Source organism: Solwaraspora sp. WMMA2101 (assembly GCF_049179175.1).
Taxonomy (GTDB): Bacteria; Actinomycetota; Actinomycetes; order Mycobacteriales; family Micromonosporaceae; genus Micromonospora_E.
Genome location: NZ_JBMHMA010000006.1, coordinates 6,256,602 through 6,270,028 on the forward strand (window position 1 = coordinate 6,256,602; position 13,427 = coordinate 6,270,028).

15 protein-coding genes are annotated in these 13,427 nt (G+C 70.3%); 11 read left to right on the forward strand and 4 right to left on the reverse strand.

Annotation, left to right across the window (positions count from 1 at the left end; translation table 11 throughout):
* The first annotated feature begins 13 nt into the window (after positions 1–13).
* The 10 genes from ACN28F_RS29530 to ACN28F_RS29575 all read left to right on the forward strand — a co-directional run bounded on the left by ACN28F_RS29530 (position 14) and on the right by ACN28F_RS29575 (position 8,764).
* On the forward strand, positions 14–919 hold the full coding sequence (locus ACN28F_RS29530; RefSeq protein ID WP_421360760.1) for an ACP S-malonyltransferase: 906 nt from the start codon (positions 14–16) through the stop codon (positions 917–919).
* Positions 916–1,419 (forward strand): hypothetical protein, encoded by a 504-nt coding sequence (locus tag ACN28F_RS29535; protein WP_421360762.1) that lies wholly within the window; start codon positions 916–918, stop codon positions 1,417–1,419. Before ACN28F_RS29530 ends, ACN28F_RS29535 begins: the two co-directional genes overlap by 4 nt.
* The gene (locus ACN28F_RS29540) at positions 1,416–2,270 is read left to right on the forward strand and encodes an ester cyclase (RefSeq protein WP_421360763.1); all 855 of its coding nucleotides are present in this window, start codon (positions 1,416–1,418) and stop codon (positions 2,268–2,270) included. The genes ACN28F_RS29535 and ACN28F_RS29540 overlap by 4 nt, the downstream gene beginning before the upstream one ends.
* The gene (locus ACN28F_RS29545) at positions 2,267–3,061 is read left to right on the forward strand and encodes an alpha/beta fold hydrolase (RefSeq protein WP_421360765.1); all 795 of its coding nucleotides are present in this window, start codon (positions 2,267–2,269) and stop codon (positions 3,059–3,061) included. Before ACN28F_RS29540 ends, ACN28F_RS29545 begins: the two co-directional genes overlap by 4 nt.
* Positions 3,058–3,600 carry a hypothetical protein gene (locus ACN28F_RS29550; RefSeq protein ID WP_421360766.1) on the forward strand — a complete coding sequence of 181 codons (543 nt, stop codon included), beginning with the start codon at positions 3,058–3,060 and terminating at the stop codon, positions 3,598–3,600. The genes ACN28F_RS29545 and ACN28F_RS29550 overlap by 4 nt, the downstream gene beginning before the upstream one ends.
* A gap of 5 nt (positions 3,601–3,605) precedes the next feature.
* A complete protein-coding gene (locus tag ACN28F_RS29555; RefSeq protein WP_421360768.1) occupies positions 3,606–4,634 on the forward strand; it encodes a right-handed parallel beta-helix repeat-containing protein in 1,029 nt (342 codons plus the stop codon).
* Positions 4,631–5,569 (forward strand): ABC transporter ATP-binding protein, encoded by a 939-nt coding sequence (locus ACN28F_RS29560; RefSeq protein WP_421360770.1) that lies wholly within the window; start codon positions 4,631–4,633, stop codon positions 5,567–5,569. The genes ACN28F_RS29555 and ACN28F_RS29560 overlap by 4 nt, the downstream gene beginning before the upstream one ends.
* Before the next feature lie 2 nt (positions 5,570–5,571).
* Positions 5,572–6,750, forward strand: a complete 1,179-nt coding sequence (locus ACN28F_RS29565; RefSeq protein ID WP_421360772.1) for an ABC transporter permease — start codon at positions 5,572–5,574, stop codon at positions 6,748–6,750.
* Positions 6,751–6,767: 17 nt separating this feature from the next.
* Complete coding sequence (locus ACN28F_RS29570) at positions 6,768–7,916, forward strand: ABC transporter permease (RefSeq protein ID WP_289205721.1); 1,149 nt, start codon at positions 6,768–6,770, stop codon at positions 7,914–7,916.
* Between the two features lie 281 nt (positions 7,917–8,197).
* On the forward strand, positions 8,198–8,764 hold the full coding sequence (locus tag ACN28F_RS29575) for a Uma2 family endonuclease (RefSeq protein ID WP_289205722.1): 567 nt from the start codon (positions 8,198–8,200) through the stop codon (positions 8,762–8,764).
* A gap of 48 nt (positions 8,765–8,812) precedes the next feature.
* Here ACN28F_RS29575 and ACN28F_RS29580 read toward each other — a convergent pair whose 3' ends face one another.
* From ACN28F_RS29580 to ACN28F_RS29595, 4 genes are all read right to left on the reverse strand, one after another.
* Positions 8,813–9,328 (reverse strand): Uma2 family endonuclease, encoded by a 516-nt coding sequence (locus ACN28F_RS29580; RefSeq protein ID WP_289205723.1) that lies wholly within the window; start codon positions 9,326–9,328, stop codon positions 8,813–8,815.
* A 771-nt stretch (positions 9,329–10,099) separates the two neighbouring features.
* Positions 10,100–10,294 (reverse strand): DUF397 domain-containing protein, encoded by a 195-nt coding sequence (locus ACN28F_RS29585; RefSeq protein WP_289205724.1) that lies wholly within the window; start codon positions 10,292–10,294, stop codon positions 10,100–10,102.
* A complete protein-coding gene (locus ACN28F_RS29590) occupies positions 10,291–11,094 on the reverse strand; it encodes a DUF5753 domain-containing protein (protein ID WP_421360775.1) in 804 nt (267 codons plus the stop codon). The genes ACN28F_RS29585 and ACN28F_RS29590 overlap by 4 nt, the downstream gene beginning before the upstream one ends.
* Entirely contained in the window at positions 11,087–11,848 is a 762-nt protein-coding gene (locus ACN28F_RS29595) for a transposase family protein (protein ID WP_289205445.1), read from the reverse strand. The genes ACN28F_RS29590 and ACN28F_RS29595 overlap by 8 nt, the downstream gene beginning before the upstream one ends.
* 610 nt (positions 11,849–12,458) lie before the next feature.
* Between ACN28F_RS29595 and ACN28F_RS29600 the strand changes: the two genes are divergently transcribed.
* Entirely contained in the window at positions 12,459–13,427 is a 969-nt protein-coding gene (locus ACN28F_RS29600; RefSeq protein WP_421360777.1) for an endonuclease domain-containing protein, read from the forward strand.

Consider the following 13,427-nt stretch of genomic DNA (forward strand, 5'->3'; position numbering starts at 1 on the left):
AGTTGGAGGAGTAGTGCTCGCGTACCTGTTTCCCGGGCAGGGGACCCTGCGGGTCGGCATGGGCGGCTGGTTGCGCCGCCACCCGGCGGCCGCATCCGTGCTCGACGAGGCCGACGCGGTGCTGCGGATGCCGATCAGCCAGCTCTGCGCGCGGGGGCCGATCGCCGACCTGGTGGCCACGGAGAACGCCCAGCCGGCGGTGACCGTCTGCAACCTGGCCGCGCTGGCGGTGCTGCGCGCCGAAGGCCACCGCCCGGGCATCGTCGCCGGGCACAGCGTCGGCGAACTCAGCGCCCTGTACGCCGCCGACGTACTGGATCTGGCCACGACGCTGCGGCTGGTGCGCGACCGGGCCCGGCTGATGGCCGCCGTCGATGGCACCGGCGCGATGGCCGCCGTGCTGGGCGTGCCGCTGCCGCAGGTCGAACAGGCGGTCGCTGCCGCCGGCACCGACACCGAACCGCTCGCCGTCGGCCTGGTCAACGCCGCCGACCATGTGGTGGTCTCCGGTGCCTTCCCCGCCATCGAGCGGTTTCGCCAACTCGTCGGCCCAGGCCGACGGATCGTGCCGCTGAAGGTCAGCAACGCGTTCCACTCGCCGCTGATGGCCGAAGCCCTCGACGAGTGGCGGCGGGTCGTACGCGAGCAGCCGATGCGCCCGCCGACCGTACCGGTGGTCCCCAACGTGACCGCGACCCCGACCACCGACGTCGAGGTCCTGCGGGAATCCCTGACCACCCAACTGGTCGCCCGGGTGCGCTGGGCGGAGACGATGCAGCGATTGCCGGCCGGTGCGACCTGCGTCGAGGTGGGCGACAGTCGGACGTTGACCGGGTTCGCCCGGGGCGCGGGTCTGCGCTGCCTGAGCCTGAGCGAGCCGGCCGGTCTCCGCCGCCTCGCGGTGGCGGTGACCGCGTGACGCGGTGGGGGTGCGGGGTGGTCCACTTCGGTGGGTTGTCCCGCCCACAGCAGCTGATCGACGGGATGGACCTGCACGGGGTCTACACCCGTGCGGAGCGGATCCGCTCCGGCGCCGGGCGCGGCCTGCGGCACTGGGCGGGGCGGCTCGCCGCCAAGCGGGCGGTCCTGGACCTGCTCGGTGTCGCCGCCGACGCCGCCGCGCTGGGTCGGGCCGAGGTGCTGCCCCGCCCGACGGCGCTCTGCGACCGGTCGGCCCGCTGCCAGCACGGCCACCCCCCGGCGGTACGGCTGCAGGGTGCGCTGGCCGACCGGGCCCGGCAGCGGGGGATCGGGCAGATCCGGCTCTCCGTGACCCACACCGCCGACACGGCCCTCGCGGTGGCGCTGATCGGGCCACGGCTCGCCGACGACGGCCAGCTGGTCGGGCCACGGCTCGCCGACGACGGCCAGCTGGTCGGGCCACGGCTAGCCGGCCACGACGCACCGGAGGAGCCATGACCACGAAGCTGGCGCAGATCGCCCGCGCCCATCTCGACGCCTGGCAGGCCGCCGACGCCGACGCCGTGGCCGGCACGGTCGACTCCTACCAGGACCCGGACACGGCCGGGGCGATCGGCGGGGACGACATCACCCGGCACGCCACCGAGTTTCTGCACCGGTTCCGCAACGCCCGGTTCGAGGTGCGCCACGCGGTCGCCGACGAGACGACCGTAGTCCTGGCCTGGACGATGTCCGCCGAGCACCGGGCGGCGTACCGTGGGGTGCCCGCGACCAACACGACGCTGTCGATCGACGGCGTGGACACGGTCGCCCGGCTCGGCGAGACGGTGCGGGTCACCCGACAGTTCGACCGGCTCGCGCTGCTGGAGGCGCTCGGCTACCAGAGCAGGTCGTTGCCGGCCGACGAGACCGACCGGTACTTCGGGACCAGCTCACGCATCCGGTCCGGGCGTACCGCCCGACCCGGCGCCCTCGTCCTCACCTCGCTGCAGATCCGCGACGACGCCGAGAGTGCCGAAGTGGACCTGCTGGTCAGCCCGATCGTGACGGCACTGCGGGCGGCACGTGGCTTCCTCGGCATGTCGACCTTCGACATCGGCGACCGCAAGTTCACCCTGTCCACCTTCGACACCCCGGAGGCGGTACGGGCGGTCCACGCCCGCCCGCACCAGCGGGCCGTCCGGCGGTTCTTTCAGGGCGGGCTGTGCCTGCGGTCGATGACCAGCGTCTGGCAGTCGACCTCCGTGCACGACTTCGCCCGCTGCCCGCGCTGCGCCGCCGTGGTGGCGGTGCACAAGGGACCAACCTGCGAGTGCGGCTGGTCCGCCCCCGACGATTCCCTCCTGTGATCGGAGCCAACGTGTCGTTCAGCTTCGACTACCAGCCCGGCGACGCCGCCCGACCCCCGGTGGTCTTCATGTCCGCGCTGTTCGCCGGCGGCTGGATCTGGGACCACCCGTACACGTCGTTGGCGAGCTCCGGCCGGGGTGTGCTGCGGACCCGCGAGGCGATCTGCGCCCTGGACAGCAAGATCGCCGGCTCGATCGAACGGCTCGGCGAGGAGCTGCTGGCCGCCGCCGACGCGGCGGGCATCGGCGCGTTCGTGCTCTGCGCGAACTCGCTCGGCGGACTGGTCGCCATCGACATGTCCAGCCGTTACCCGGACCGGATCGCGGGGATCGTCGTCAGCGGGGCACCCGGCCTCACCCCGGACCCGGACGTCGGTCTGAACATGGACCGGCGGGCCAGCGTGCGGCTCGCCGGCGACGAGTTCCGCGAGCGGATGCTGGACGCGCTGTTCCACCGGGGCCGGCACTTCACCGAGGAGCAGATCGAGCAGACCGCGCAGCTGCTGCGCCGGCCCGCCGCGATGGTCAGCATGGCCCGCAGCCTGAAGGCCACCCGGCGCTTCGACGTCACCGCAGCCGTCGACCGGACGTCGTGCCCGGCGCTGTACGTGTGGGGCCGGTACGACCGGATGACCCCGATCGACCCGTGGCTGGCACTGCTGTCGGACCGGCCCGACACCGAGTTCGTGGTGGTCGAGGAGTGTGGGCACATCCCGATGGCGGAACGCCCCGACGAGTACACGTCGGTGTTGGAGGGTTTCCTGAGCCGGCGCGCCGGACTACCCGTATGACGGTCCTGCCGGCGCTGGTCGGGGTGGACATGGCCGAGGTCCCCCGGGTTGCCCGGGCGGTCGCCGACCTCGGCGGCACCTACCTGCGGCACCTGCTGACCCCGGCGGAACGCCGCGCCGCCGGGGTCGACGCGGTCGCCGTGACGGCCAGCGTGGCCATGAAGGAATCACTGATCAAAGCGGTCGGTGGTCGGCCGGTCGGCTTCCGGTGGCACGACTTCGACGGCCCGCTCGGCCAGCCCGACGAGGCGGCGAGCCCGGTCACGGACCTGCTCGAGGAGGCTGCGGACCCGGTCATGGACCTGCTCGACGAGGCCGCCGCGCGGTTGCGTGCCGCCGCCGACCTGCCGTTGGACCATCAGGTCGTGCACCGGGTACGCGGAGCGAGCCGCGCCGCCGCGCTGGCCCGGCTGACCACGCAGGGCACGGCCACCACCCCGGCGACCACCCCGGTGGTCGGGGTCGCCCGGTGGGGCCGCCACGGTGACACGGTGGTCGCCCTGGCCATCCTGATTGTCGACAATGGAGGAGTACGGTGATGAACATGACCGACGAGGTGACCGTCGCCGCGGGAGAATCGGTGCAGCAGGTGCTCGACGCCGCCGGGCCGGGAGCGACCATCCGGCTCGCCGAGGGCCACTACCCGGGCAACCTGTGGATCCGGCACGGCGGCGTCACCCTGCTCGGCGCGGGCGCCGACGCCACCGTCATCACCCCCGGCGAGGCCCGGCCGGTACAGCTGCCGCCGCTGCACGACGCGCCGCCGAACGTGGTCAGCGGCATCGGCATCCACGGCGACGGCGTACGGGACGTGCGCGTCGAAGGACTGACCGTCCGCGGCTTCACCGGTGCCGGAATCTACGTCCACTCCGCGTCCGACGTGCACATCGAGGACGTCCACGCCGTGGGCAACGCCGTCTGGGGCATCTACCTGAGGGAAAGCGGCGGGCTGCAGGTGCTGCGTTGCAAGGCCTCGGGCAGCCAGTACGCCGGCATCGGGATCAGTTTCTGCCCGGCCGCCCAGGCCCACATCGACCAGTGCGAGACGTACGCCAACGCCTTCGGCGTCTTCGTCGACAACTCCTCCTTCGTCAAGGTGCTGCGCAGCGCCAGCCACGGCAACGCCGCCGGCGTCCTGCTGCTCAACCAGACCTACGCCGGCGAACTGCCCGGCGGCGTCAGCGACTGCCTCGTCGCCGACAACGACATCTACGCCAACACCCTGGCCAGCGGCGGAAACCCCGAGGGCCTCGGCGCGGCCGGCCCGCCGATCTCCGGCGTCGGCCTGTCGATGATCGGCACCACCCGGGTCACCGCCGTCGGCAACCGGATCCGTGGCCACCACCCCGGCGGACCCTCGGTGATGGGTGCCGCCGTCGTGGTGGGATCGTCGAAGGAGTGGGGCGGCGCCGACCCGTTCGACAACTACCTGCTCTGGAACGAGGTGCTGGACAACGCCCCGGTGGACATCGCCGTCGCCGACGGCATCCCGTCCCAGCATCTGGCCAACAACACGGCGGCGTCGACCGCACCGGAGAAGATCGACGGGTGCACCGCTCCGGAAGCCCCGTGACCGCCACGATCGTCTGCGAAGGGCTGACCAAACGGTACGGCGAGCACCTCGCCGCCGACGACATCAGCTTCTTCATCGAGCCGGGCGAGGCGTACGGCCTGCTCGGCCCGAACGGGGCCGGCAAGACGACCACCATCTCGATGCTCGTCGGCCTGCTGAAGATGGACGCCGGCACGGTCCGCATCGGTGACCACGACCTGGCCGCCGATCCGATCGCCGCCAAGTCGCTGGTCGGCTACGTACCGCAGGAGATCGCGCTCTACCCGGAGCTGACCGCACGGGAGAACCTGCGCTACTTCGGCCGCCTCTACGGCCTGCCCCGCCGCCCGCTGAACCGGCGCATGGACCAGGTTCTGGAGTTCGTCGGCCTCGCCGACCGCGCCGGCGACCGGGTCGAAACCTACTCCGGCGGCATGAAACGCCGGCTCAACATCGGCGTCGCCCTGCTGCACGAACCGAAGGTGCTGATCCTCGACGAGCCGACCGTCGGCGTCGACCCGCAGAGCCGCATCGCCATCCTCGACGGCGTCGAGCGGCTCGTCGCCGACGGTATGAGCCTGCTCTACACCTCGCACTACATGGAGGAGGTGGAACGGGTGTGCCGCCGGGTCGGCATCATCGACCACGGCCGGGTCGTCGCCGAAGGGACCCGCCGCGAACTGGTCTCCCGCGTCGGCGAATCCGACCGGATCGAACTCGTCCTCGACGGTGACGTCGACGCCGCGGCCGACAAGCTGCGTACCGTCGACGGGGTGACCGACGCCCTGGTCACCGGCGCGACCACCGTCCGGCTGCTCGCCACCGGCGGCCGGCACCTGCTGCCGGCGATCATCGCCGCTGTCGGCGACACCGCCACCGTCACCGGCGTGGAGGTGGCCGAACCCGACCTGGAAGCGGCGTTCCTGCACCTCACCGGTAACAAACTGCGGGACTGACGATGATCCGGGCCCTGCTGGTGATCGCCGGCCACGAACTACGTACCCGGCTGCGGGACGGCACCGCGATCCTGATCGCCTTCGTCGCGCCGGTCGCCCTCGCCTCGATGTTCGGCCTCGCCCTCGGCGGCGACGACCCGCCGCTGCGGGCCACCGTCGGCATCGTCGACCTCGACGGCGGCGAGTTCCCCGCCAGCGTACGACGCGAAGCCCTGGCGGCCGAGGAACTGCAAGGCATGCTGACCCTGCGGTCGTACGCCGAGGAAGCCGACGCCCGACGCGACCTCGACGACGGCGAGATCGGCGCGGCGATCGTCTTCCCCGCCGGGTTCAGCGACAGCGTCCGGGCCGGCGACGGCGGCGAGGTACGGGTGCTGCGTTCGCCCGAGGCACCACTGGCCGGGGTCGTCGCGGGCAGCATGGTCGACCGCATCTCCGCCCTGGTCGACGCCCGCACCCTGGCCGTGAAGGCATCGCTGGCGGCCGGCGTACCCGCCGACGAGGTGCAGCTGTTCGTCGAGGAGAACGGCGCCGACGGCCCGGCGTTGAGCCTCGCCGGCGACCCGGTCGCCGGCGGCACCGTCGACCTCGGCGTCTACTACGGCTCCGGCATGGCCGCGCTGTTCGTCTTCTTCGTCGTCGGCACCTGCGCGCGCAGTCTGCTCACCGACCGGCAACTCGGCACCCTCAGCCGTCTGCAGGCCGCGCCGATCCCGGCGTCGGCGATCGTCGTCGGCAAAGGTCTGGTCGGGTTCCTGCTCGCTTTGGCCAGCTTCTGCGCCACCTGGCTGTCATCGGTGCTGATCTTCGGCACCACCTGGGGCGACCCGGTCGGCGTCCTGGCCGTCGGTACCGCCCACGTGCTCGCCGCCACCGCCATCGTCATGCTGGTCGCCGCCGGAGCCCGCACCGACTCGCAGGCCGACGGCTTCGTCCTCGGCATCGCGTTCGTCTTCGCGCTGCTCGGCGGCAGCCTCGTGCCGCTCTACGACCTGCCGGAGCTGCTGCAGGGCCTGGCGATGATCACCCCCAACGGCTGGACCTCCACCGGGCTGGCCCGGCTGGCCGGCACCAGCGACGGTGTCACCGCCGTCGCGACCCCGGTCGCCGTCCTGGCCGGTATCGCGTCCGTCGCCGGGGCACTGGCCGTGCTCCGCTTCCGCAAAGGGCTCATCCGATGAGGTCAGGAGCCGTCAGGGTGCGGCCACGGGCGGTCCGGGCACTGGTCGTCGCCAACCTGCTGCGCCAGTCGCGGGACCGCGTCGGTCTGTTCTTCATGGTCGTCATGCCGTTCGTAACGATCGCCTTCGTCGGCCTGGCTCTCGGCGGCAGCGCCTCCGGTCAGGAGAAACTCCCCGTCGGCGTGGTCGCCCAGGACTCCGACCCGGTGGCCGCCGCCGTGCTGCGCGAGCTCACCGCCCGACCCGATCTGGAGGTACGGCGGGTCGCCGACGCCGCCCAGGTGCGCGCCGACGTACGGGAAGGTGCCCTCGCCGCCGGGCTGGTCGTCACCCCCGGCGAGTCCGAACTGGAGCTGGTGGTCACCCAGACCAACGGCAGCGGCATGGCCGCCCGCAGCGCGCTGGACGTCGCCGTCGGCAAGGTGTCGGCGGTCCGCGAAGCGGTCCGCGCCGCCGAAGCCGCCGGCGCCAGCCCGCAGGAGGCCGAAGCGCTGGTCCGGGCCGCGCAGGAGGAGTCCGCCTCAGTGGCCGTACGGAGCACCGACGACGGCGAGGCCACACCGCGCGGTTTCGCCTACACCGCGCCGGCCAACGTCCTGCTGTTCACCTTCGTCAACTCGATGGCGGTCGCGGCCGCGCTGGTGGAGAGCCGCCGACTCGGCATGGTCCGGCGCAGCCTCGGCGCACCGGTACGCCGCTCGGCGATCCTGCTCGGCGAGGCACTGAGCCGGTTCATCGTGGCGATCACCCAGGCGATCCTGATCATCGTCGTGAGCGCGCTCATGTTCGGCGTCTCCTGGGGCGACCCGCTGGCCGTCGCCGTCGTCGTGAGCGCGTTCGCCCTGGTCGCCACCGGCGCCGCCATGCTGGTCGGCAGCCTCGCCAGGTCGGGCGCGCAGGCCCCGGCGATCGGCCCACCGGTCGGCATCTTCCTCGGCATGCTCGGCGGCTGCCTCTGGCCCCGGGAAGTCGCGGGGGAGACCCTCCACCTGATCGGCTACGTCACCCCGCACGCCTGGGCGTTGGACGCCCTGCTGGCGGTGTCGATCCCCGGTCGCGGCCTTGCCGACGTGACGACCGAGGTCGCCGTACTGCTCGCCATGGCGGTCGGGCTGCTCGGCGCCTCGCTGGCGGTGTTCCACCGCCGCGCCCTGTCCACGACCTGAGCGCGCCGTACCGGAACCGGACGGGCCGGTTGGAACGGCGCGCTCGAGTACGTCGTGCACAAGGCCGGGCCGGCGCTGCACACCCAACCGAGCTGTGACGCTACAGCGTACGCCGGTTATGGCAGGCGCTGCCACTGGTGACAGTCGATGCGCCCTGATGCGAGGTCTGCTTGGTGGTCGCTGCCGGCTGATCGGCCTAATTGGGGCAAAAGGCATAGGGTGGGGGACTGTCCGCGTCGCTACGGTATCTTCGGGGTGCCAGCCGCGACTAGGAGGTGGGTATGACTGCCGAGATGGTCGCGCCGGCCTGGATGCATGAGCAGGTTACGGCCGAGCAGTACGCGACGTGGACGGAAGAACAGTGCGCGGGCATTGAGATCGTTGACGGGATGGTCCTTGTGAGCCCGAGCGCCTCAAAGCGACACAACCGCCTGGCCAGAATTCTGGCGAACGCCTTGGACGCTGCTGCGGGGCCGGACTGGAACGCTGACACCGATTTCGACGTCCGGCTTCAGGACGTACCGCTGAACAACCGTCGTCCGGATGTGACGGTCTACCGGGCCGATACCATCGACGTCACGCCGACCCGACCAGAGCATGTCCTTCTAGTCGTCGAGGTGGTCTCGCCTGGTTCGGAGACGACCGATCGGATCGTCAAGGCAAGCCAGTACGCGAGGTCCGGTATTCAGTTCTACTGGCGTGTAGAGCAGGCAGTCACTGGCGCTCCTATCGTCTACACGTACGTGCTCGACCCGGCAACGGGCCGCTACCGCGACGACGGGATCTTCACGGGCATCGTAAAGCTGACCGCGCCCTTTCCCATCGAGGTCGATCTCGGCGAGATGTGACCGGTCCGGGCCCGCCTGGCAACGGCGGCATTCTTCGGTCGTCGACGATCAGCCGAGGTCGTGCTCGTTAGGGCTTGTATTGAGCACCCAGGCAAGGGGCATCGTCGCGTGCACCGTGAAGTGATCGCCTGTCAGGCGATGCATTTCGACGGTCTGGGCCGGATCTTGGTCGACGATCCAGTATCGGGGGATGCCGGCAGCCGCGTACTCTTTGCGCTTGGTGATCAGGTCGGTGCCTTCTGCACCCGGCGACACGATCTCCACGACGAGCAGTACGTCCGCTACCGGCAGCCAGACGGCGTCGGACTGCGGCTTGCTCCACACGACCAGGTCGGGGATCCGGCCACCGACCGCACCGCCGCGACCAGGGATGCGGAGTCCAACCGCCTGGGCGATCCGCTCCGCTGGGACACCGGCGGTGGCGAGCCACACCGTGAGCCGGGTCGCGATGATCGCGTGCGCGTACCGAGGCGGCGGCGAGATCGAGAGCGCTCCGTCAGGGCTGATCTCATATCGATGAGATTCGTCCGCAGCCATCATCGCGGTGAGGTCGTCGAGCGTCACGACGGTGGGCATGTGCCTGCCGACAGCCTCCGAACTCGTGACTGCAAGGTATGCCGTCCGGGGCTGCTTGACGCGCACGACCAGCCACTGCGTAGCCAGCTGACGGCGGTCGAGGGGTAGTCCTGGCCCTGCGTCGATCGGTAGTGACGTCGGGCCGCGCGGGGACCTGCCTGGCGGCGACCGTGCGGCTGCTGGCCGCACTGATCGAGCATGATCAACCAGGGTACGGAATCCGTCTGGTCCGGCCACCCCGGTACGCTCCGTGGAAGCGCCAGCCGGTCTCGATGTGATCGGCGGCGGCTGCCGATCGTTGACCACGGACTGGCGATTCCGTAGACCAGCCGCGAAGGCTCCGTCGTGACGGCCGTGAGTGCGGACCCTTCGCGGACCTGTTTTCCCTGCTTGACGCCTGTTCTGTAGTGGACGAAGGCGGCCCTGGGCGCATCCTGAAGCTCTCCGTTGACGGACCCTTCGCGGACCGGTGGCTCCGCCGCAGGTCAGAAGGGGTAGAATTCCGACCCAGTCGCAGCTCCCTCGGGAGCTGCCCTTCATTGAGGCGTGACCACCCATCGTTGGCCTGCAGTGCGTTCCACGTCGCAGCTCCCTCGGGAGCTGCCCTTCATTGAGGTGACGATGAGGAGACGCGGATTCTCATCGCGTATGGTCGCAGCTCACACGGGAGCTGCCCTTCGTTGAAGTGCAGACAGGTGGGGGCGGGCACCTCGGGTACTGAGGTGCCCCCCACCGCCGTGGGCGTCGTGGGTTGGACTGTCAGTGGGGGAGGGCGCCGGTCTGTAGGGCGGTGGTGAAGGTGCCCCACTGGGCGGTGCTGAACGTCAGGGTGGGGCCGGTGCGGTCCTTGCTGTCGCGTACCTCGGCGCGGCCGGCGTGCCGGCGTGCCTCGACGCACTGACCGCCGTTGCCGCCGCTGCGGCTGGAGGTGAACCAGGGGGTGTCAGGCTTCATGCCAGGTGCTCCTCGATCGGGATCGACTGCTCGCGGACCTCTCGGAAAATCCGACGGTACTCGGCCAACTCCTCCGGCCGCTCCAGATAGCGGGAGCCGAGATGGGTTTCCACGTAAGCGATGTCGGGGTCGTCGGGGTCGGCGAAGTCGAGCAAGGTGAACGGGCTGACCATGGCGGCGTGGGCACCGGCGGACCACGGCAGGACGCGGATCTCCACCCGTACCCGTCGACCGACGCTGGCCAGGTGGGCGCGTTGCTCGGCCATCACCGCTGGGCCGCCGACCTCGCGGGCCAACGCGCCAGCTCCGAAGACCGCGACGATCCGGGCCGGCTCGGCCCGGTCGTAGTAGGAAATCTGCCGGTCCAGCCGCAGCGACACCAGGCGCTCGATCTGCCGCTCGGACGCCTGCCGGTCGGCGGCCCGGAACACCGCGCGCATGTAGTCCGGCGTCTGGAGTAGACCGTGGATCAGCTCCGCATCGTAAAGCTGGATCTCGGTGGCGGCGGCTTCGAGGCCGAGGTACAGGCGGAACCAGTCCGGTACGGCATCGCCGTGTGACTCCCACCAGCCCTGCTCGTCACACGCGGCGGCGAGCCGGGTCAGCGCGTCCGTCGTCTCCGCGTCTGCACCGTAGAACCAGCACAGACCTCGTACGGTGTTCATCTTGACTGGAAACTTGCCGTTCTCGATGCGCCACAACGTCGTACGCGAACAGACCTTGGCCCGCTCCACTTCCTGCTCGGTGCGGGCCGCCTCCTCACGCAGTCGGCGCAGTCGTCGCCCCAGAGGTCTATTCACAGGCGATCCTGTAGAAGTGCAGCCCGATGGCACAGGAGATCGTTTCTGTGAAGGTCGCGAGCGGTCTGCGGTAGTCGGTGTGCAGGATTCTCCAGGTCTTCAGATTCGCGATGACCTGTTCGACGACCCAGCGGATCTTGTTGACCTGCCTGTTGTATTCCTTCTGCCACTCTGTGAGCTCGCCGCCCTTGGGCTTCTTGTACGGGGTGATCATGCCGTTGCCGACGTATCCCTTGTCGCCGATCCAGCCTGCAGGATTCAGGCTGACGAGAACACCGGTGTCGTTGATCGCGTACGAGTCGTGGTGGTTGCCGGTGACGGGATCGGAGACCCAGACGAGCGCGCCGTCGAGGGTGCAGGCGACCTGGACGCTCATGCCCGTGGTCTTGTGCTTGCCGGAGTACAGACAGCGGTCCGTGCGCCATGACCAGCAGGGGAACAGGGTGCCGTCGACGATGTACTGGACGGTCGGGTCGAGCTCGTCGGCGGTCGGCACGAACCCCGCCAGCACGCGGTCGAGGACCGGGGTGATGGCGGTGACCGCCCGTGAGATCGTCGACTGGGAGACGCCGTGCGCCTCGGCGATCTCCGCTTGGACGCGGTTGCGCCGCATGTAGGTCAACGTGACCACGAGGGCGCGGTAGAGGCCGAGGATCGGTGGCCACGGTTCCATGCCCAGGTTCCGGCATTCGGCGCGGACCAGCACGCAGAGGTCGCGGATCTGATCGGTCGTGAAGCCGGTGGTATGATACATGTTCGGCGGTCCGCTTTTCTTTGGTTGTTGTGTGGTAACTCCATCCTATGGGAGGGCGGGCCGTCTCATTTATCAGGGGGTCCACTGTGGGCTATCGAGGCCCTGCTGAATAAGCCTCCCAGTTGACGGCGCACCACGGTCGGTCCGGTGACCGGCATCGCTTCACCTTCCTCTCATCCGACACACCCACCACCCATGCCGATGTTTCAAAATGAAACACCGGGCCGGGTTTGCCGCCGAATTCGCACGTCAGAGCCGTGACAGATCGGCGTCCACGATCGAGTGTGCCGTACGTGGGCGGAAAATGTGGTCCGCCACCGTGGTGAATTCGACGCGGCTTCGCAGACAAAGTTGATCAACGGTGTCCGGCGGTCACCAGCCGACCGCTCATCCGCACCGCTCATTCGAGCCTGCCGGTGGGCTGACGTGACGCCCCTTGATCAGCTGAAGGCTGGTGCCGGGTGGCGGCGATACACCGACGTTCGGCTGATTGCCGATGCGATCACCGCTTCGCCACGATGGGTGCCGACTTCTCACGTTAGGCGGGTCGTTGGTCCATTCGCTCTCGCAGATGCCGACTGGTCAGGTGGTGTGGATCAGGCATCTCAGCGTGAGCGACTGGGAACAGCAAATATTGGCATCGGCGGATGCTCCGGCGGTCGTCGTGCAGCGTACCGCCGGGTCGCCGAGCCAGCAGGCGACGGTCGCCGCCGTCCTCGACGAGCTGGAGACGACCGCCGGCCAGCTGTTCCCCGCCTGGCTGCCCGGGGCCGAAGGGATCACGGCGTCGGCCGGTGCCGCGCCGGTCGCCGTACGGCGGCTCGCTGTCGCCCACGCCGCAGCCACCGCCCAGTCCGGCCCGTTCCTCGCCGACCTGGCGGCCGCGGCCCTGACCGGGTTGACCGCGCACACCCGGCGGCATCCGCCGGAAGTCCGAGCGCGTGGGCTGGCCCGGGTCATCGCGGCCAGCTTCGGCCGCCCGTCGTGCGCACTGGTGCTGCGCCCACCAAATCACCTCGACGAGGAGGCAACGCTGGCGCTGGCCCAGGCGGCACAGTGGCTGGTCGACCATGGCCGGCTGACCGTGTGGATCGACAGCGACTCGCCGTACGGCATCGAAGGCTCGCCGCGAGTGACGGAGCCGCCGCGAGTGACGGGTCCTCCGCCGGTGGCCCGTCCGCGCCGTGAGCCGCGCGGCAGCACCCGACCGACGCCGAGTGTCATCGGCAAGCCGCACCCGAGCAGCCGCGCCGAAGTGGTGCTCGAAGCCGCCCTGGCCCGCCGGCCCTGGGCCGCCGGCCGCGCCTGGAACCACACCGTCCGGCCCGGCCCGCTGGTCAACCCCGTCCGGGTCGACCTGCTGTGGAAACGGGAACGGTGCGTCGTCGAGATCGACGGAGACGACCACCGTACGGCGGCGAAGTTCACCGAGGACCGGCACCGCGACGTGATGCTCCAGCTCAACGGGTACGCCGTCCTCCGTTTCACCAACACCCAGGTGCTCGACGACATCGACAACGTGCTCGTGCTCCTGCAGCAGTTCCTCGCCACCCGTCGCCGTACCAGAAAAGGCATATGA